Annotated in this window: 22 protein-coding genes; 15 read left to right on the forward strand and 7 right to left on the reverse strand. The window is 68.1% G+C overall.

Annotated features, from left to right (window positions below; translation table 11 throughout):
• Window positions 1-25: 25 nt before the first annotated feature.
• Window positions 26-1,138 (reverse strand): DUF6542 domain-containing protein, encoded by a 1,113-nt coding sequence (locus tag ACAG20_RS16420; protein WP_370493328.1) that lies wholly within the window; start codon window positions 1,136-1,138, stop codon window positions 26-28.
• A 64-nt stretch (window positions 1,139-1,202) separates the two neighbouring features.
• Here ACAG20_RS16420 and ychF point away from each other — a divergent pair, with 64 nt between their 5' ends.
• On the forward strand, window positions 1,203-2,276 hold the full coding sequence (ychF, locus tag ACAG20_RS16425; RefSeq protein WP_370493329.1) for a redox-regulated ATPase YchF: 1,074 nt from the start codon (window positions 1,203-1,205) through the stop codon (window positions 2,274-2,276).
• Window positions 2,277-2,508: 232 nt separating this feature from the next.
• The gene (locus ACAG20_RS16430) at window positions 2,509-2,766 is read left to right on the forward strand and encodes a hypothetical protein (RefSeq protein ID WP_370493330.1); all 258 of its coding nucleotides are present in this window, start codon (window positions 2,509-2,511) and stop codon (window positions 2,764-2,766) included.
• Here the strand turns inward: ACAG20_RS16430 and arr are convergent.
• Window positions 2,759-3,169, reverse strand: coding sequence for an NAD(+)--rifampin ADP-ribosyltransferase (gene arr / locus ACAG20_RS16435; protein ID WP_370493331.1), 411 nt, complete (start codon window positions 3,167-3,169; stop codon window positions 2,759-2,761). The two genes, ACAG20_RS16430 and arr, sit on opposite strands and share 8 nt — an antisense overlap.
• A gap of 154 nt (window positions 3,170-3,323) precedes the next feature.
• Between arr and ACAG20_RS16440 the strand changes: the two genes are divergently transcribed.
• On the forward strand, window positions 3,324-3,722 hold the full coding sequence (locus ACAG20_RS16440) for a VOC family protein (protein WP_370493332.1): 399 nt from the start codon (window positions 3,324-3,326) through the stop codon (window positions 3,720-3,722).
• 25 nt (window positions 3,723-3,747) lie between these two features.
• Here ACAG20_RS16440 and ACAG20_RS16445 read toward each other — a convergent pair whose 3' ends face one another.
• Window positions 3,748-4,101, reverse strand: a complete 354-nt coding sequence (locus tag ACAG20_RS16445) for a Fe-S protein (protein ID WP_370493333.1) — start codon at window positions 4,099-4,101, stop codon at window positions 3,748-3,750.
• An 85-nt stretch (window positions 4,102-4,186) separates the two neighbouring features.
• Here ACAG20_RS16445 and ACAG20_RS16450 point away from each other — a divergent pair, with 85 nt between their 5' ends.
• Both ACAG20_RS16450 and ACAG20_RS16455 read left to right on the forward strand, forming a co-directional pair.
• Entirely contained in the window at window positions 4,187-4,708 is a 522-nt protein-coding gene (locus ACAG20_RS16450; RefSeq protein WP_370493334.1) for an OsmC family protein, read from the forward strand.
• Window positions 4,705-5,028, forward strand: coding sequence for a putative quinol monooxygenase (locus ACAG20_RS16455; RefSeq protein ID WP_370493335.1), 324 nt, complete (start codon window positions 4,705-4,707; stop codon window positions 5,026-5,028). Before ACAG20_RS16450 ends, ACAG20_RS16455 begins: the two co-directional genes overlap by 4 nt.
• Window positions 5,029-5,037: 9 nt before the next feature.
• Here the strand turns inward: ACAG20_RS16455 and ACAG20_RS16460 are convergent, their stop codons facing one another.
• Entirely contained in the window at window positions 5,038-5,730 is a 693-nt protein-coding gene (locus ACAG20_RS16460) for a guanylate cyclase (RefSeq protein ID WP_370493336.1), read from the reverse strand.
• A gap of 22 nt (window positions 5,731-5,752) precedes the next feature.
• Here ACAG20_RS16460 and ACAG20_RS16465 point away from each other — a divergent pair, with 22 nt between their 5' ends.
• Window positions 5,753-5,911, forward strand: coding sequence for a hypothetical protein (locus ACAG20_RS16465; RefSeq protein ID WP_370493337.1), 159 nt, complete (start codon window positions 5,753-5,755; stop codon window positions 5,909-5,911).
• Here ACAG20_RS16465 and ACAG20_RS16470 read toward each other — a convergent pair.
• Together ACAG20_RS16470 and ACAG20_RS16475 are read right to left on the reverse strand one after the other, a co-directional pair.
• On the reverse strand, window positions 5,908-6,732 hold the full coding sequence (locus tag ACAG20_RS16470; protein WP_370493338.1) for an adenylate/guanylate cyclase domain-containing protein: 825 nt from the start codon (window positions 6,730-6,732) through the stop codon (window positions 5,908-5,910). The two genes, ACAG20_RS16465 and ACAG20_RS16470, sit on opposite strands and share 4 nt — an antisense overlap.
• Window positions 6,733-7,578, reverse strand: coding sequence for an alpha/beta fold hydrolase (locus ACAG20_RS16475; RefSeq protein ID WP_370493339.1), 846 nt, complete (start codon window positions 7,576-7,578; stop codon window positions 6,733-6,735).
• Window positions 7,579-7,603: 25 nt separating this feature from the next.
• Between ACAG20_RS16475 and ACAG20_RS16480 the strand changes: the two genes are divergently transcribed.
• The 5 genes from ACAG20_RS16480 to ACAG20_RS16500 are packed head-to-tail and all read left to right on the forward strand — an operon-like array spanning window position 7,604 to window position 11,262.
• Window positions 7,604-8,107, forward strand: coding sequence for an Mce protein (locus ACAG20_RS16480; RefSeq protein ID WP_370493340.1), 504 nt, complete (start codon window positions 7,604-7,606; stop codon window positions 8,105-8,107).
• Complete coding sequence (locus ACAG20_RS16485) at window positions 8,104-8,577, forward strand: hypothetical protein (RefSeq protein ID WP_370493341.1); 474 nt, start codon at window positions 8,104-8,106, stop codon at window positions 8,575-8,577. Before ACAG20_RS16480 ends, ACAG20_RS16485 begins: the two co-directional genes overlap by 4 nt.
• A gap of 12 nt (window positions 8,578-8,589) precedes the next feature.
• On the forward strand, window positions 8,590-9,480 hold the full coding sequence (locus ACAG20_RS16490) for an alpha/beta fold hydrolase (protein ID WP_370493342.1): 891 nt from the start codon (window positions 8,590-8,592) through the stop codon (window positions 9,478-9,480).
• 23 nt (window positions 9,481-9,503) lie between these two features.
• On the forward strand, window positions 9,504-10,739 hold the full coding sequence (locus ACAG20_RS16495; RefSeq protein ID WP_370493343.1) for a DUF1298 domain-containing protein: 1,236 nt from the start codon (window positions 9,504-9,506) through the stop codon (window positions 10,737-10,739).
• 10 nt (window positions 10,740-10,749) lie between these two features.
• A complete protein-coding gene (locus tag ACAG20_RS16500; RefSeq protein WP_013828020.1) occupies window positions 10,750-11,262 on the forward strand; it encodes a DoxX family protein in 513 nt (170 codons plus the stop codon).
• Here the strand turns inward: ACAG20_RS16500 and ACAG20_RS16505 are convergent.
• Window positions 11,232-12,671 carry a short-chain fatty acyl-CoA regulator family protein gene (locus ACAG20_RS16505; RefSeq protein WP_370493344.1) on the reverse strand — a complete coding sequence of 480 codons (1,440 nt, stop codon included), beginning with the start codon at window positions 12,669-12,671 and terminating at the stop codon, window positions 11,232-11,234. The two genes, ACAG20_RS16500 and ACAG20_RS16505, sit on opposite strands and share 31 nt — an antisense overlap.
• A gap of 119 nt (window positions 12,672-12,790) precedes the next feature.
• On the opposite strand from ACAG20_RS16505, the gene prpD reads away from it, so the two are divergent.
• The 4 genes from prpD to ACAG20_RS16525 are packed head-to-tail and all read left to right on the forward strand — an operon-like array spanning window position 12,791 to window position 17,513.
• On the forward strand, window positions 12,791-14,296 hold the full coding sequence (gene prpD / locus ACAG20_RS16510; protein ID WP_370493345.1) for a 2-methylcitrate dehydratase PrpD: 1,506 nt from the start codon (window positions 12,791-12,793) through the stop codon (window positions 14,294-14,296).
• Window positions 14,293-15,210 (forward strand): methylisocitrate lyase, encoded by a 918-nt coding sequence (prpB, locus tag ACAG20_RS16515; RefSeq protein ID WP_370493346.1) that lies wholly within the window; start codon window positions 14,293-14,295, stop codon window positions 15,208-15,210. Before prpD ends, prpB begins: the two co-directional genes overlap by 4 nt.
• Window positions 15,207-16,325 (forward strand): bifunctional 2-methylcitrate synthase/citrate synthase, encoded by a 1,119-nt coding sequence (locus tag ACAG20_RS16520; RefSeq protein WP_370493347.1) that lies wholly within the window; start codon window positions 15,207-15,209, stop codon window positions 16,323-16,325. Before prpB ends, ACAG20_RS16520 begins: the two co-directional genes overlap by 4 nt.
• A gap of 27 nt (window positions 16,326-16,352) precedes the next feature.
• Complete coding sequence (locus ACAG20_RS16525; protein ID WP_370493348.1) at window positions 16,353-17,513, forward strand: acyl-CoA dehydrogenase family protein; 1,161 nt, start codon at window positions 16,353-16,355, stop codon at window positions 17,511-17,513.
• Window positions 17,514-17,552 lie beyond the last annotated feature (39 nt).

The following is a 17,552-nucleotide window of genomic DNA, read 5'->3' on the forward strand; positions in this document are numbered from 1 at the left end:
CTAGGTCGCGCCGGATGGGCGCAGCTCAGATGTCGTACTCCCAGGAGTCGAATTCCCCGGTGCCTGGCTGGCGGGATCGGGAGCGGGGTTGCCTGCCACTGTCGTCGTTGCCGCCGCCGCTGCGGTAGCGCACCCGCGAGACCGGATGGTGGGTGCTGCCGGCGCCGTTGCCGCGGCCTGCCGGCGGTGGCTGGCGCCGACGGGGTAGCGACTCGGGTGCCTCGGCGGGCCGATAGCCGCGCGCACGCGGATCCCGGTCGGCCCTCGAGCGCGGTTCAGGGCGTCGCCGCGGCGGCGCGTCCTGCCAGTCAGGCGCCGGCCGCCGCCGCGGCAGCGACTCATCGCGCAGGTCGGGTGCCGGGCGCCGCCGGCGCGGGCGTTCGGTTACCGGTACGTCGTCCATCGGGGGCCGCACGTGGCGCGAGCGCGACGGGACAGCTCCGTTCGCCCCCCGACGACGCTCGCCGGAGCGGGCGGCCGGACGGCCCGATGTGGTCTTTCGAGCGGCGCGCCGCGCTTCGGGGGTGGCCCGCCGCGGACGGTCGCCGGGGCGCCGCTCGCGCGGGGTGCGGGCCGTCGACGGCTCGATGGCGTGGGCGGGGTCGCGGCTGAGAGCCGCAGTGAGCCACGCGCTCAGCTTCTCGACGAGCGCGGGCCGTCGCCGTGGGGCGGCATCGTCGTCGGACGCGGGTGTCGTCGCGCCGCTCAGCATTCCCAGATACCAGCGGACCATTCCGAGTAACAGCACGGTTGCGGCGGTGAACAGCATCAACGGGAATCGCTCGATCAGCGGGTATCCGCAGTTGATGAGGATGGCCTTCACGCCCGGGAACCCGCCGCCGCGGAACAGCCAGTAGGCGGCCGGCACCGTGCAGAACAGGATCAGCGGGGGCTGGACGACGGCCGTGAACACCGCTGATTGCTGCACGGTGAGCACCGCGGCGATGCAGCCCATGGCATACAGTGCGGAGAAGACGATGCTCAGTTCCTTGTCGCCGGAGCCGGCGTCGAAGGCCAACCCGACCGCGGTCGCGACCACCGCCACCGCCACCGCGCCCCACCACGGCAAACCGGCGGCATTGGGCAGGATCGAACGGTGCTCGGCCGCTACTGCCGACGTCTTCCGCTGCGCTGCCACACACTGACGGTACCGGCTGGCGTCAGCGGCCGTGCATCGTGGCACGCTCTACACTTGGCTCCCTGTGAGCTTGAGCCTGGGAATCGTGGGGTTGCCCAACGTCGGGAAGTCGACCCTGTTCAATGCGCTGACCCGCAATGACGTGCTGGCCGCCAACTACCCGTTCGCCACCATCGAACCGAACGAGGGCGTGGTGCCGCTACCCGACCCGCGGCTGGCCAAGTTGGCGGAGATCTTCGGCTCCGAGCGGATCCTGCCGGCGCCGGTGACCTTCGTCGACATCGCCGGGATCGTCAAGGGCGCCTCGGAAGGGGCCGGACTGGGCAACAAATTCCTGGCCAACATCCGCGAGTGCGATGCGATCTGTCAGGTGGTACGGGTGTTCTCCGACGACGATGTGGTGCACGTCGACGGGAAGGTCGATCCGGAAGCCGACATCGAGGTGATCGCCACCGAGCTGATGCTGGCCGACATGCAGACCCTGGAGAAGGCGGTGCCGCGCCTGGAGAAGGAAGCCCGCAACAACAAGGACCGCAAGCCGGTGCTGGAGGCGGCGGTGGCCGCGCAACAGATCCTCGACAGCGGCAAGACGCTGTTCTCCGCCGGGGTGGACCCCGCGCCGCTGCGCGAGCTGAACCTGCTGACCACCAAGCCGTTCCTGTATGTGTTCAACGCCGACGAGTCGGTGCTCACCGACTCCGCGCGGGTGGCCGCGTTGCGTGAATTGGTCGCGCCGGCCGACGCGGTGTTCCTCGACGCCAAGATCGAAGCCGAGCTGGCCGAACTCGACGACGAGTCGGCGATGGAGCTGCTGGAGTCGATCGGGCAGACCGAGCGCGGCCTGGATGCGTTGGCGCGGGCCGGGTTCCACACGCTGAAGTTGCAGACCTACTTGACCGCCGGCCCCAAGGAGGCCCGGGCCTGGACCATCCGTCAGGGCGACACCGCACCCAAGGCGGCCGGGGTGATCCACACCGACTTCGAGAAGGGCTTCATCAAGGCCGAGGTGGTGTCGTTTGACGACTTGGTCGAGGCCGGATCGATGGCCGCCGCCAAGGCCGCCGGCAAGGTCCGCATGGAGGGCAAGGACTACGTGATGGCCGACGGGGACGTGGTGGAGTTCCGGTTCAACGTCTGACCAAAAGTGAGCGCTGTCCCTTCGGCCTCTCTTCCCACACGCCGCCCTAGGTACTACGTTGCGTAGTACCTAGCTGTGGGGAGGCGCAATGCGGTGGCGCGGTCGCCACCAGTCCGCGTTGCTGGCAGCGCGCTTGCGCAAGGCCGCCGGTGTCGGGTTCCGGACGGATAAGTCGCCGACGTGTGTCTCGCTGGTGACCTGACCGCAACGGCGGCAGGGGAGGCTTTTCGTCATGACGGTGGTCGAGGCGATTTATCTGCTGGCAGCGCTGCTGTGGATTTTCGTGGTGGTGGTGGCAGGGTGCATCGGCGGCCACTACATGCTCAAGCTCCGTGCCAGGCGGCGTCGGGTGAACGGCTGGATCGACGGTGTGCGCGTGTTCGTCGAGGGCGCTATCGGCCCATATCGCGCCGTGGCAGGTGGGGGTGCCGCCATGCTCCGGCGGCTGGCCGGTGAATTTGCATCGGATGACCGGAGCCGGATCAGTTGATGATCTCGTCGAGCCCGTCTGCGCGCAGCGCGGCCAATCGGTCCCGCCAGCCCTGAAGTGCCTCCGGCGTCAACCGCGGCCAATCGTCGATCTCTTCGACGACCAGCAGCGGCTGGCAACTGCGATAGGACCGGGTCGGGTTGCCGGGGAACTTCTTGTCGGTGACGTTCGGGTCGTTCTCGAACGCCCCGGTCGGTTCGACGAGATACACCCGCGGCGTGCCGTCGCCGGCCGCGAGCTCGGCCGCCAGCCCGGCGCCGTCGCGCACGGCGGTGAAATAGATGTGGTTCATGATGATGTCTGGCCGATAGTTGGAGCGGAAGCCCGCGGTGAGCAGGTCTCCGGCCCGCAGTTCGGCCTTGGTGCCGTGGAAGAACGGGCCTTCGTCGAGCGTCGCACCCATCGCGTCAGGTTACCGGCCCGCGCCGAGAATGGGCGGTCACCAAAATGCCGACCAGCTCGACGGTTGGGCGCTGATCAGGCGATGCCCGGGCCGTTGTCGGAGGATGCGGCTAGCGTGCCCCGTGCACTCGCACACGCACGGAACCGGGAGCCACATGAAGTTCGTATCTACTCGCATCATCACCGCCGACGTCAAGCGACTGGTCGACTTCTACGAGATGGTCGCCGGCGTCGCCGCGGTGTGGGGCAACGAGCTTTTCGCCGAGATCCCCACCCCGGCCGGCACCTTGGCGATCGGCAGTGACAAGACGGTGCCGCTGTTCGGCGCGGGGTCCGCCGAATCGGGCGCCAATCGCAGCGCGATTCTCGAGTTCCTTGTCGACGACGTGGACGCCGAATACGCGCGGCTCCGTGAGCGCCTGGCGGAGATCGTGACCGCGCCGACGACCATGCCGTGGGGGAACCGGGCGCTACTGTTCCGGGATCCCGACGGCAACCTCGTCAACCTGTTCACTCCGGTCACCGAAGCGGCCCGAGCCAAGTTCGGGCTGTGAGATTTCGTCAGCCGGAATTTCGCGGCTACCAGATGACCGCGAGCCCCGCGGCCGTCAGAGTCAATGCCATGGCGGCGTAGAACAGCGCCCGCGGAGCGTCACCGCCCGAGCGGCGTTGCCGGGCCCGGCCGATCCCCAGCACGGCGCCCAGCGCGACCAGGATCACCAGCTTGATGCCGATCTTCGGGTAGTTGAGCACCACGTCGGCGGGCCACGGCGCGGCCAGCGCGAGCCCGGTCAGCAACGACAGCACCACGCCGTAGTCCATCAGCGGGGTGAGCTGGAAACGCCGCTCGAAGGCTTGAGCGGTCAGGGCCCCGAAAATCACCGCGAACCCGATGATGTGCAGCAGGACTATTACGTGCCGTAGTACATCCACGAGGCCCAGGTTAGCCCGTGGCGTGCGCAAAAGGTATTCGATCCGGGCGCATTGCCGTGCCCGCCCGCCGCTACCCTTGACCGGCATGACCTCATCGACCACCCGCCTCGCTGACGTCGTCGCCGCTACCAGCGACCCGGCCGCCGCCGATCCGGCCGCCTCCCAGGTGGTGTTCCGGGCCTCCGCGGTCGCCCACGACGCGGTTGCCAGCACCGTCACCATGGGCCGTTACAGCGTCGAGGTCGATGAACCGCCGACGCTCGGCGGTGAGGACACCGCCCCCAATCCGGTCGAGTACTACCTGGGCTCGCTGCTGTCGTGCCAGATCGTCACCTGGCGGTACTGGGCCGAGAAACTGGGCATCACCGTCGACGGGATCACCGGGCGCGCCGAGGGGGATCTGGACGTGCGCGGCTTTTTCGGCCTCGACGATGCGGTGCGCCCCGGCTTCAGCGAGGTTCGGGTCGTCATCACCGTGACCGGCCCGGAAACCGAAGAGCGCTACCAAGAACTTCACCGAGTCGTTGAATCGCACTGTCCGGTACTGGATCTGACCACCAATGTCACGCCGGTGCGCAGCAGTCTCGAAGTCGGGGAGCAGCGGTGATCTTCATCGTCGTCAAGTTCCACACCAAGCCGGAGTGGGCCGAGCGCTGGCCGCAGCTGGTCGCGGAGTTCACCGCGGCCACCCGCGCTGAACCGGGCAACCTGTGGTTCGAGTGGTCGCGCAGCCTGGACAACCCGGACGAATACGTCCTGGTCGAGGCATTCCGCGACGGCGACGCCGGTAGCGCCCATGTCAACAGCGACCACTTCAAAACGGCCATGGCGCAGCTGCCGCAGGCCCTGGTGGCCACACCGAAGATCATCAGCCAGCAACTCGACGCCACGGACTGGTCGCTGATGGGGGAGATGACGGTCGACTAGCGCCGGTGCCTACGGCACGACGACAATCTCCCGGCCCAGCTGATAGCCCGGGGTCAGCGGCAGGATGTCACCGCTCCAGAACGACCCGGGGTCGAACCAGTTCGCATTCTTGTCCGTCGACAACAGGCCCATCTCCTCGTAGGTGATGGCCACCGTCTCGGCGCAGTAGGCGGTTTGCAGCGCAACCTTTCCCTTGCGGGCGCGGCGTCGCTGGCTGACCTCCCGAACCTTGCGGTCCAGGAACGGAATTCCGCGGGTCCAGTCGCCCGCGGTCGGCAGCCGGCCCCGCAACCAGCGGCCGGTGAGCCGCGCCGTGGTGGGAAACGCGGTGCCGTCCATCCGCGCGATCACCTGCAGTAACCGGTCCTCCTGTTTCCGCGTGATGGTTCCGTTGAGCTGCCGGAACCAGCAGCGCTGCTGGTAGCGGCCCATCCACTGTTCGACGGCGGCCCGGGCGTCGTTGAGTTGCACACCGCGATGGTTGGTGCCCGTCCAGTAGTCGAGCAGCTTGTCACCGAGTTCGGCATGCCAGATCAGCGGCGGCAGGTCGTCGAGCGCCACGGTCATCCCGACGTGGTTGACCGGGGCGTTGGACAGGGTTTGGATGGCGCGGTCCGGACCGGAGCGGCCACGGAACAACCAGATGTCACCGGTGCGGGTCTCGGCCAGGACACGTTCCAACGACACCGTGTGTTCGTCCACGACAGCACCATAAGGTGTGAGCGTGCGCAGCATTTGGAAATGGATCGGCCTGGCGGGTGTGGTCGGGGTCGCTGCCGGGGGAGTGCTGGTGGCCCGCGATCAGCGACGGCGGCGGGCCTACACGCCCGAGGAGATCCGCGCCCGGCTGCATGAGCGGCTGGCTGAAGCCGGCGACGACTAAGACGCGATCTCGACCGCGTAGAGCCGGTGGGTGCCGGCGAAGCCCTTCAGTTCGGCGTCGCGGCCGGCCCCGACGGTGATGTCGTCGCAGTCCTTGACCGCGTCACGCACCGGTCCGCTGATCAGGATCTGGGCGCCGTCGGCGGCGGCGGCCACCCGTGCGGCCATGGCGACGTTGCGTCCGAACAGGTCGTCGCCGCGGCGCACCGAACGGCCCATGTGGACGCCGATCCGGATCCGGATAGCGTGCTGCGGTTTGCGGCCGCGACGCTGCTGCAACCCGCGTTGGATGTCGATGGCGCAACGCACCGCCTGCTCCGGTTGCGCGAACGCGATCATGTATCCATCACCCTGGCTTTTGACCACATGCCCGTGATGCTCATGCACCGTGCGCTGCACCATCTCGTCGTGCCGGGCGATCAGCTTCACCCACGCTCGGTCACCGATCCGCTCATTGAGGGCAGTGGACTCCTCGATGTCGGTGAACAGGATCACCACATGCCCGTCCGGCGTGAGACGGGCCAGATCGGGGCGTTCCACCTCCGCCCAGTCGGCGAGGTCTTCGATCGAACCGCGGACCGCAGCGCCGAACCCCTGCTTACGCACCAGATTCGCGGTCTGCCACACCGTTTTGACGGCCTCGCGTCCGCCCGACAGCAGCAGGTTCCGGGTGTCGACCCGTTGGCGCAGTGCCTCGGTCTCGGCCCGGGTTGCCCGTAATCGTGCGGTCAGCACCACCAAGGCGACGGCTTCGGCGACTACCACTGCTGCCAGCACACCGGCCGCCAGCAGCGTCGGCGTCAGCCAGTCGATCCCGAACATTCAGCCGGACACGAACTCGACGACGGCCGCGCTGAACGCATCGTTGTCGTCACCGGCCGCGGTGTGGCCGGCCCCGGACAATTCGACGAAGCGCGCAGCGGGAACCTTGGCCAGGAAGTCCGCCACGCCCTCGGCACTGACCACGTCGGACAGCTTGCCGCGGATGAGCAGGATCGGGATTCGCAGCGCGATGGCGGCCGACTCCATCTTCTCGGTGCGCAGCGCCGGGTCGTCGCCGGGCTTGGTCATCAACGCCGGATCCCAGTGCCAGTACCAGCGCCCGTCGCGGAACCGGAGGTTCTTCTTCAGCCCCTCGGGGCTGCGGGGCTTGGTCCGGTGCGGCAGGTATTCGGCCACCGCGTCGGCGGCCTGCTCGAGCGAGTCGAAGCCGTCGACGTGGCTGAGCATGAAGTCACGGATTCGGGCGCTGCCGTCCTTCTCGTAGCGCGGCACCACATCGACCAGCACCAGCTTGACCACCCGCTGCGGCCCTGCCTGCTCGGCGACCAGTATTCCGGTCAGGCCACCCATGCTCGCCCCGATCAGCACCACCGGCCGGCCGATCGCGTCGATCACCGCCAGCGCGTCGGCGGTCAGCGTCTCGATGGCGTAGTCGGCATCGGGCGCGCGGTCGCTGTCGCCGTGGCCGCGGGTGTCGAGCGCGACGACGTGATAGCCGCGGTCGGCCAGGATCTGGCCGGTCTTGTGCCAGGAGTGCCGATTCTGGCCGCCCCCGTGCAGCATCACGATCGTCGGGGTCGCGGCGGCGGCATCCCGGTTCCATTCATCGGCGACCAGCGTGACTCCGTTGACGCCGTCGAATTCGACGGTCTGGGCTGTGCTCATCAGGAGATGGTAGACAGTTTGGATAATGGCGGGTGATGACAACGCGGACGTCGGTCAGCGTCGCGCACTGATCGCGGGGCTGATCGGGGTGCTGATGACGGCGGGCGTGCTCGGCTGGCTCGGTTTCCGCGCCGACGAGGCCCACAGCGCCGCTGCGCAGCGGGAGATGTTCATGCAGGCCGCCCGCCGGACGGCGATCAACCTGACCTCGGTCGACTACCAAGACGCCCAAGGCGATGTGCAACGCGTCCTCGATTCGGCGACCGGCGAGTTCTACCAACGGTTCGCCGAACGGGCGCCGTTGCTGATCGAGACCGTCACCCGGGAGCGGTCACTGGCCGTCAGTGCGGTGAGTGAGGCCGGCCTGGAATGGCAGTCGGACGATGAGGCACAGGTGCTGGTGGTCGTCAGCGTCGCGTCCACCCACCTGGGTGGGCTGCGCGAGCGGCCGCATGAGCTGCGGATGCGGCTGACGGTGCAGCGGGTGGGCAAGCAGGCCAAGGTTTCCGACATCGAGTACGTCACATGAGGCGGCTGGTCTATGGCGTGCTTCCGGGGCTGATCCTGGTCGCGGCGATCGCTGCCGGGTGGGTGAAGTGGTACGACGGCTCGCTCCGGCTCGACGACCTCATTCGTGACGAAACTATCAGGGAAGCAAGTGAATTCACGATCGCAGTGCTGTCGTTTCAGCCCCAGAGTGTGAAAGGTGACCTGTCCGCTGCCGAGCAGTTGATGACCGACGGCTTTCGGGAGAGCTTTGCGGCGCGAGCGCGCGAGCTGATCATCCCCGATGCCAAGGCGCGCAAGCTCGTCGCGGTAGCCGAGGTCCCCGCAGCGGCATCGGTGTTCGCCACACCGAGACGCGCCGCGGTGCTGGTGTTCGCCGACCGCACCATCACCGTCGGCTCGGACGAGCCCGCCGAGGTCGAGTCGAGCTACCGGGTGGCACTGGAGAAGGTCGACGGCCGCTGGCTGGTCGCAGATTTCGAGCCGGTCTAAAGGGGTAGGCGCATGAGTGAACCACGGTGGATAGACGTGACGGCGCCCGAGGTGGCGATCAAGGCACTGAGTTGGGGAGAGCCGGGTAACCCGGTGGCGTTGTGCCTGCATGGTTTTCCCGACACCGCCTACGGGTGGCGCAGGGTGGCGCCACGGCTGGTCGCGGCCGGTTGGCACGTGGTGGCACCGTTCATGCGGGGGTACGCCCCGACGTCGATTCCGACCGACGGCAGCTATCACATCGGCGCGCTGATGCACGACGCGCTGCAGGTGTATGACGCCGTCGGCGCGACGGGTCGCGATGTGGTGATCGGCCACGACTGGGGCGCGATGGCGGCCACCGGACTGGCGGCGTTGCCGGACAGCCCGTTCGCCAAGGCGGTGATCATGTCGGTGCCCCCGCCGGCCGCGCTTCGCTCGGTCGGGGCGGGGGATGGGATCGTCATGGCCGGTCAACTGCCGGCGCAGCTGTTGCGCAGCTGGTACATCGGCTACTTCCAACTGCCGTGGCTGCCGGAGCGATCCTCCTCCTGGATACTGCCGCGGCTGTGGCGGCGATGGTCGCCGGGCTATGCCGCCGAGGAGGACCTGCGCCACGTCGACGCTGCCATCGGAACACCCGAAGGCTGGCGGGCGGCGCTGGGACCGTACCGGGCGCTGCGCAGCGTCCGGGTGCCCGATCGCTACGCCGAGCTGCACCGGCACTGGCTGGAGCTGCCGCTGCTGCCCAGCCTGTATCTGCACGGGCGCACCGACGGCTGCATGACAGCGGCCTTCACACGGTGGGTGGATCCGGCGCTGCCGGCCGGCAGCGCGGTCGCCGTGGTCGAACGCGCCGGGCACTTCCTGCAACTCGAGCAACCCGACGAGGTCGCCGACCGGGTGCTGCACTTCCTCACCTGATGGTCGGCCGGCGAGGGAACCGGATGGCCGCGGTTGATGCCCAGTTCTACTGGATGTCGGCGGCGATCCCCAGTGACCAGTTTCTGCTGTACGCCTTCGCCGGAATACCGGCCGACCTCGACGGAGCCGTCGCGCAGCTGGCCGACCGCGCCCGGGAGAGCCCGGACCTGGCCCAGCGGGTCGAAGACGCCGGTGCGCTGGGCTACCCGCGGTGGGTGCCGACGTTCGACCACATCGGCGCGCGTCGTCACCGTGCCCCCGACGACAGCTGGGCCGGCTGCCTGGACGCGGTGGTGCGCCTCACCGATGACCAACTCGACGTCCGGGCGGCGCCCTGGCGGCTGCACGTGTTCGCGCCGGTGCACGGTATCCCGGGCCACCGCGGCGCCGGCACGGTCGCGGTGCTGCAGGTGGCCCATGCGCTCGCCGACGGCGCGCGGGCCTCGTCGCTGGCCGCGTGGCTGTTCGGCCGCGCCGCACCGGTCGCGGCAATAGCCACACCGAGCTCCCGACTGCAGCCGGCTTTGTTGCCCTGGCGCGCCGTCGTCGCGGCCCGCTCCCACCGCCGCCGGGACCTCGACACCCAAGCCGGGCTGCTGCCGCCCCCGGTCGGCGACCGGCCGCCGCTGGCCACCAACAACCCGCCGGCGGGCCGGCGGGCGGTGCGCACGCTGGTGCGACGCCGAACCGAACTGAACGGGCCCACGGTCACCGTGGCCGTGCTGTCGGCGGTGTCGGCGGCGCTGTCGCAGTATCTCGGCGAGCCGTGCGACTCGCTGGGTGCCGAAGTTCCGCTGGCCAAGGCCGGTGTTCGCCTGGCGAACAACCACTTCGGCAACATTCGGGTCGGGCTGTATCCGGGCTACGACCGGGCGGCCCGGATGGCGGCCATCGCCACCGACATCGCCAACGGACGGCTTCGCAGCGGCCATCCCGCGTCGGTCGCCGCCGACCGGGCGTTCGCGGCGACACCGGCGCCGCTGTTGCGCTGGGGCGTCGCTAAGTTCGACCCGCAGACCCGGCCGGTGCGGGTGGCCGGCAACACCGTGGTGTCCAGTGTGTACCGGGGCGCGGCCGACCTGCGCTTCGGCGAGGCCCCGGTGTTGCTCACCGCGGGGTTTCCGGCGCTGTCCCCGGCGATGGGCCTCACCCACGGTGTGCACGGCATCGGCGACACCGTGGTGATCAGCGTGCACGCAGCCGAGTCGGCAGTCAGCGAAATCGACGTATACCTACGATTACTGGATGCATCGTTGTAGGTTTGGCCACATGGTCACTGCTGCTGATGTCGCGTTGCTGATCCTGCGTCTGGTGCTGGGTGTGACGCTGGCGGCGCACGGTTTCAACAAGTTCTTCGGCGGCGGACGTATCCCGGGCACCGCGGGATGGTTCGAGAGCATCGGGATGAAGTTCGGCAAGTTCCAGGCGGTGACTGCCGCCACCGCTGAGATCGCGGCCGGGCTGGGATTGGCCGCCGGTCTGCTCACCCCGATCGCCGCCGCCGGATTCGTGGCGCTGATGTCGGTCGCGGTATGGACCGTGCACCGCGCCAACGGGTTCTTCGTGCTCAACGAGGGCTGGGAGTACAACCTGGTGCTGGCCACCGGTGCCGTCGTGGTGGCGATGCTCGGACCCGGGCGACTCAGCCTGGACCACCAGATCTTCTGTCGCTGTTGGCTCAACGGCTGGACGGGGCTGCTGATCTCGGTCGGACTGGGGCTGGCCGGTGCGATCGGTCAGCTGCTGCTCTTCTACCGGCCGCCGGCGGTCACCGGCGAGTAAGGCAGTCCGCTGCCGGCGTTCTCATCGACCACTACCCGCCGGCCCAGGAACGGGAACGCACGCTGCGGGCAGGCTTCGCGGTCGCAGATCTTGCATCCCGCCCCGATCGGCACCACCGTGGCCTCATCATCCAGGGCGACACCGGTGGAATACACCAGTTTGTCGGCGTGCGCCAGATCGCAGCCCAACCCGACCGCGAAAGTCTTGTGCTGCCCCAGGTAGCCGCGTCCCTCGGGCGGCGTAGTGGTCGCGATCCAGAAGTACTTGCGCCCGTCGGGCATCTGCGCGACCTGGGTGATGATCCGGCCCGGTTGGCTGAACGCATCGTGCACCACCCACAGCGGACAGCTGCCGCCGACTCGGCTGAAGTGAAACGCGGTGGCCGACTGCCGTTTCGAGATGTTGCCGGCTTTGTCGGTCCGGACGAAGATGAACGGCACCCCGCGCCGGCCGGGACGCTGCAGCGTCGAGAGTCGGTGACACACCGTCTCGAAGCCGACCTCGAAGCGGCGTCCCAGCAGGTCGATGTCATAGCGCAACTCGGTCGCCGACCGGTGAAACTGCCGGTACGGCAGCAGAAAAGCGCCGGCGAAGTAGTTGGCCAGCCCGATCCGGGCCACCCCGCGAGACTCCGGGCTCAACGACTGGTCTTGCGCCACGATGTCGGACAGCAGCTCGGCTTGCGTCAGCAAGGCCAGTTGGGTGGCGATCTGGAAGGCGCGCTGGCCCGCCAGCAGCCAGTGCGCGATGCGCAGCACCCGGGTGACCGGGTCGAAGACCCGTTTGGTTCCCGCCGGGAGGTCGTCGACGATGGCGACCGTGATGCCGAAGTGTTCGGCCAGCAGGGTTGACAGCTGAATATCCAAGCCGCCGAAACGCATTCCGGTATCGATGAACAGCTTCTCGGCGGCGTCGTCGAGTTCGGCGATGTAGTTGCTGCGATCGTAGAAGAAGTCCCGGACTTCCTCGAACGGCATGGGGTGGGCCACGGGCTGGGCCGCGTCGCCCGACATTCGTAACCGGTAAGATTCCAATTCCTCGGTGGCGCCGCGTAGTTGGCGGTGCATGGTCAGCAGGCTGTTGCCGATATCCGGCATCCGAGCGACCAGTTCCTCGATCTGGCTGTCACTGGCGGCGTGTTCGCCGGCGGTGGCGGTGAACATGTCACGCAGGTCGGCGACCAGCCGGGCATCGGAGTCGCCGGAGAAATACTGGGCGGGCAGGCTGAACCGGTCGGTGAGCGCCAGCAGCACCGGAACGGTGATCGGCCGCTGGTCGTTCTCCAGCTGGTTGACGTAGCTGGTCGACAGGTTCAGCGCACGCGCCAGCGCAACCTGGGTCAAGCCGCGCTCCTGGCGCAGGCGTCGCAGCCGAGCCCCGGCGAACGTCCGGGTGGTCGAGGGTGCCATGTGCCGCAGCTTAGCCCGCCGGTTATTCGCAAGGTTTGCAAAAAGGGTGGGGCAAGGATGCATTAATACACATTTACGGTATGTTTCGGCAGATAGAAAGCGTGCGTAGGCTGTGGATTATGCAGCTACACGACGTCAAATCCCGCCGCAGCGCCGAAGACTTTCCCCGCTCCGAGCATCTCGCCGCCAAGATCGCGCAGGTGGCCGCGGACCCGGTGGCCGTGCCCGACGACACCGCGGCGATGGTGATCAACCGGATCATCGACAACGCTGCCGTCAGTGCGGCCGCGGTGCTGCGCCGGCCGGTGACGGTTGCCCGCCGGCAAGCCCAGGCCCACCCGTCGGCCCCGGGCGCTGCCGTGTTCGGCGTCGAAGGCAGCTACTCGGCCGAGTGGGCCGCCTGGGCCAACGGCACCGCAGTGCGGGAACTGGACTTCCACGACACCTTCCTGGCGGCCGACTACTCGCACCCCGGCGACAACATCCCGCCGCTGGTGGCCGTCGCCCAACAACTCGGGGTGTCCGGGGCCGACCTGATCCGCGGTCTGGCCACCGCCTATGAGATCCAGGTCGACCTGGTCAAGGGGATCTGTCTGCACGAGCACAAAATCGACCACGTCGCCCACCTGGGACCCTCGGTGGCCGCCGGAATCGGCACCATGCTGAAGCTGGACCCCGAGGTGATCTACCAGGCGATCGGTCAGGCGCTACACCTGACTACGGCCACCCGCCAGTCCCGCAAGGGGCTGATCTCCAGCTGGAAGGCCTACGCGCCCGCCTGGGCCGGCAAAGTCGGCATCGAGGCCGTCGACCGGGCGATGCGCGGTGAAGGCGCACCGGCTCCGATCTGGGAGGGCGAGGACGGCGTGATCGCCTGGCTGCTGTCCGGACCTGATCACACCTACCAGGTTCCGCTGCCCGGCCCCGGCGAGGCCAAGCGCGCCATCCTGGACACCTACACCAAGGAGTACTCCGCCGAGTACCAGAGCCAGGCGCTGATCGACCTGGCCAAGCGGCTGCGGGAGCGAATCGGCGACCTGAGCCAGGTTGCCACCATCACGTTGCACACCAGCCACCACACCCACTACGTGATCGGCACCGGCTCGGGTGACCCGCAGAAGTTCGACCCGGACGCCTCGCGGGAGACCCTGGACCACTCGGTGATGTACATCTTCGCCGTCGCGCTGCAGGATGGCAGCTGGCACCACGAACGTTCCTATGCGCCGGAACGCGCCCACCGGCCCGACACCATTGCGTTGTGGCGCAAGATCTCCACCGTCGAGGACCCGGAGTGGACCCGGCGTTACCACTCGACCGACCCGAATGAGAAGGCCTTCGGGGCGCGCGCCGAGATCACGCTGCGCAGCGGCGAAGTCATCGCCGATGAGCTCGCGATCGCCGACGCGCACCCGCTGGGTGCCCGGCCGTTCGAGCGCAAGCAGTACATCGGCAAGTTCACCGAGCTCGCCGAGGGCGTGGTGACCGTCGGCGAACAGGAGCGGTTCCTCGCCGCCGCAGAAGGCCTTGCGGAACTGTCCGGTGCTGAGCTGCATGCACTGAACATCGTGGTCGAGCCGGCGCTGTTGGATCAGGCGCCGGCGACTCCCGACGGGATCTTCCGGTGAGTGGGCTGCTCGGCGCAGCCGTGACCGCCTCGGAAAAGCGCGCGGCATTCCGGTTCGGTCTGCAATCGGGTCAGCTGCAACGGATCCCGGGCGCCTTCTCACCTCTGGTCGCCAAGCTGGTCGCCGAGATCGGGTTCGACGGCGTCTACGTCTCCGGTGCGGTGCTCTCCGCCGACCTGGGGCTGCCCGACATCGGTCTGACCACGTTGACCGAGGTGGCCGGGCGCGGCGCGCAGATCGCCGCCGCCACCGACCTGCCCACGCTGATCGACGCCGACACCGGCTTCGGTGAGCCGATGAACGCCGCGCGCACCGTCACGGTGCTCGAAGACTCCGGGTTGGCCGGGTGTCATCTCGAGGACCAGGTCAACCCCAAGCGGTGCGGGCACCTCGACGGCAAGTCCGTGGTGCCGACCGCCGACATGGTCAAACGGTTGCGCGCCGCAATCGCCGCCCGCCGGGACCCGAACTTCATCATCTGCGCGCGCACCGATGCCGCCGGGATCGAAGGCCTGAGCGCTGCGATCGACCGGGCGAAGGCCTACGCCGACGCCGGCGCGGACCTGATCTTCACCGAAGCCCTGAGCGGGCAGGCCGATTTCGAACGGTTCCGCGCCGCAGTCGATGTCCCGCTGCTGGCCAACATGACCGAGTTCGGAAAATCGGAGCTGCTAACCGCTGCCCAACTGACCGACCTCGGCTACAACGCCGTCATCTACCCGGTGACCACGCTGCGGCTGGCGATGTTCGCCGTCGAAGTGGGGCTGCGGGAGATCGACACGGCCGGAACGCAATCCGGGCTACTGGACCAGATGCAGCACCGCAGTCGGCTCTATGAGCTGCTGCGCTACGCCGAGTACAACCGGTTCGATGACGACATCTTCAACTTCACGTCAGAGGGAGGACAGCGGTGACCACTGCCGAGATTCGCAAAGGACTCGCCGGGGTGGTCGTCGACACCACCGCCATCTCCAAGGTGGTGCCGGAGACCAACTCGCTGACCTACCGCGGCTACCCGGTGCAGGACCTGGCCGCGCGTGTGAGCTTCGAGCAGGTCGCCTATCTGTTGTGGCACGGTGAGCTGCCGACCGACGCCGAGCTGGCGTTGTTCTGCCAGCGGGAGCGGGCCGCCCGGCGGGTGGACCGGTCGCTGTTGTCGCTGGTGGAAAAGCTCCCCGACAACTGCCATCCGATGGATGTGGTGCGCACCGCGATCAGCTACCTGGGTGCCGAGGACCCCGCCGAGGATGACCCGGCGGAGTCAGCGAACTTCATCAAGGCGCTGCGGATGTTCGCGGTGCTGCCGACGATCGTCGCCGCGGACCTGCGCCGCCGGCGTGGTCTGGCGCCGATAGCGCCGCACAGTCACCTCGGCTACGCCGAGAACTTCCTGCGGATGTGCTTCGGTGAGGTGCCCGAGCCGGTGATCGTGTCAGCATTCGAGCAGTCCATGACGCTGTACGCCGAGCACAGCTTCAACGCGTCCACCTTCGCCGCGCGGGTGGTCACCTCCACCCAGTCCGACATCTACAGCGCGGTGACCGCGGCCATTGGCGCGCTCAAGGGCTCGCTGCACGGCGGCGCCAACGAGGCGGTCATGCACGACATGATCGAGATCGGCGAGCCGGAGCGGGCCGCAGAATGGCTGCACGGCAAGCTGTCCCGCAAGGACAAGGTGATGGGATTCGGTCACCGCGTCTACAAGCACGGTGACTCCCGGGTACCGACCATGAAGGCCGCGTTGGAACGTGTCGCGGCGGTCCGCGGCGGCCGGCGCTGGGTGGACATCTACCAGGTGCTGGAGGCCGAGATGTTCGCCGCCACCGGGCTCAAGCCCAACCTGGACTTCCCGACCGGGCCGGCCTACTACCTGATGGGCTTCGACATCCCGATGTTCACCCCGCTGTTCGTGATGAGCCGCATCACCGGGTGGACCGCGCACATCATCGAGCAGACCGCGTCCAACGCGTTGATCCGCCCGCTGAGTGCCTACTCGGGAAGCCCCCAGCGCGTTCTCAAGGCGGTCTGACGCAGAGCCGGGGCTAGCATTCGGGACATGTCGCAACTGTTCCCCGATTACCGCCCACTCTGGGAGACCGACCAGCATCGCGAACTGCGCAAGCACGCCGCGGCGTTCCTGCGCAAGGAGGCCACCCCGCACCAGGAGCGTTGGGTCGCCCAGCACGGGGTGGACCGCGAATTCTGGAACAAGGCCGGTGACGCCGGGCTGCTGGGACTGGATCTGCCCGAGGAGTTCGGCGGAGCCGGCGGCGACTACGCCTTGCACTGCGTGGTGCAGGAAGAACTCGTCTACGCCCACGACCAGTGCTTCGGCTTCTCGGTGCACTCGCCGATCGTGGCGCACTACCTGTATGCCTATGGCAACGACGAGCAACGCAAACGCTGGCTGCCCAAGGTCATCAGCGGCGAGGCGGTGCTGGCGATCGCGATGACCGAACCGGGTACCGGATCGGATCTGCAAGCGGTGCGCACCACTGCGGTGCGCGACGGCGACCACTACGTCATCAACGGCTCGAAGACGTTCATCTCCAACGGAACCCACTGCGACCTGGTGGTGATCGTGGCCAAGACCGACCCGTCCCAGGGGGCCGCCGGGGTGTCGCTGATCGTCGCCGAGACCGACGGGCTGGCCGGTTTCGAACGTGGCCGGGTGCTGGCCAAGATCGGCCAGCACGGCCAGGACACCCGGGAGCTGTTCTTCACCGACATGCGGGTGCCGGTCGCCAACCTGCTCGGGGAGAAGGAGGGGCTGGGCTTCTACCAGCTGATGGAGCAGCTGGCCCGCGAGCGGCTGATCATCGGGACGCTGTGCGCGGCGCTGGCCGAGGCCGCCGTGCTGGAGGCCATCCGGTACTCCAAGGAACGCGAGGCGTTCGGCCGGCCCATCGGCAATTTTCAGCACACGAAATTCGTGCTGGCCGAATGCAAGACGGAGACGCTCGCGATCAAGACCCTGGTCGACTACGCGATCAGCCAATACGTCGACGGCAAGAACGACCCGATGACCGCCTCGATGGCCAAACTGTTCGCCGCGGAGAAATCCGACCAGGTCGTCGACAAGTGCCTGCAGATCTTCGGCGGCTACGGTTACATGGCCGAATACCCGATCGCCAACATGTACACCGGCTCGCGGGTGAACCGGATCTACGGCGGTACCAGCGAGATCATGAAGGAGATCATCAGCCGATCGCTGTGAGCTCCCGGTTTCGCCGCACAGACCTAGAACACGTTCTAG

The sequence above is a fragment of the Mycobacterium sp. pW045 genome, assembly GCF_041287085.1.
Classification (GTDB): Bacteria; Actinomycetota; Actinomycetes; order Mycobacteriales; family Mycobacteriaceae; genus Mycobacterium; species Mycobacterium algericum_A.

Coding starts and splice junctions, on each gene's coding strand:
- ACAG20_RS16475 (WP_370493339.1), bottom strand. CDS start 7,578: ATGAGCACAGCCCAGACCGTCGAATTCGACGGCGTCAACGGAGTCACG.
- ACAG20_RS16485 (WP_370493341.1), top strand. CDS start 8,104: ATGAGGCGGCTGGTCTATGGCGTGCTTCCGGGGCTGATCCTGGTCGCG.
- ACAG20_RS16470 (WP_370493338.1), bottom strand. CDS start 6,732: ATGTTCGGGATCGACTGGCTGACGCCGACGCTGCTGGCGGCCGGTGTG.
- ACAG20_RS16500 (WP_013828020.1), top strand. CDS start 10,750: ATGGTCACTGCTGCTGATGTCGCGTTGCTGATCCTGCGTCTGGTGCTG.
- ACAG20_RS16490 (WP_370493342.1), top strand. CDS start 8,590: ATGAGTGAACCACGGTGGATAGACGTGACGGCGCCCGAGGTGGCGATC.
- arr (WP_370493331.1), bottom strand. CDS start 3,169: ATGGGTGCGACGCTCGACGAAGGCCCGTTCTTCCACGGCACCAAGGCC.
- ACAG20_RS16495 (WP_370493343.1), top strand. CDS start 9,504: ATGGCCGCGGTTGATGCCCAGTTCTACTGGATGTCGGCGGCGATCCCC.
- ACAG20_RS16450 (WP_370493334.1), top strand. CDS start 4,187: ATGACCTCATCGACCACCCGCCTCGCTGACGTCGTCGCCGCTACCAGC.
- ACAG20_RS16525 (WP_370493348.1), top strand. CDS start 16,353: ATGTCGCAACTGTTCCCCGATTACCGCCCACTCTGGGAGACCGACCAG.
- ACAG20_RS16505 (WP_370493344.1), bottom strand. CDS start 12,671: ATGGCACCCTCGACCACCCGGACGTTCGCCGGGGCTCGGCTGCGACGC.
- prpD (WP_370493345.1), top strand. CDS start 12,791: ATGCAGCTACACGACGTCAAATCCCGCCGCAGCGCCGAAGACTTTCCC.
- ACAG20_RS16430 (WP_370493330.1), top strand. CDS start 2,509: ATGACGGTGGTCGAGGCGATTTATCTGCTGGCAGCGCTGCTGTGGATT.
- ACAG20_RS16480 (WP_370493340.1), top strand. CDS start 7,604: ATGGCGGGTGATGACAACGCGGACGTCGGTCAGCGTCGCGCACTGATC.
- ACAG20_RS16440 (WP_370493332.1), top strand. CDS start 3,324: ATGAAGTTCGTATCTACTCGCATCATCACCGCCGACGTCAAGCGACTG.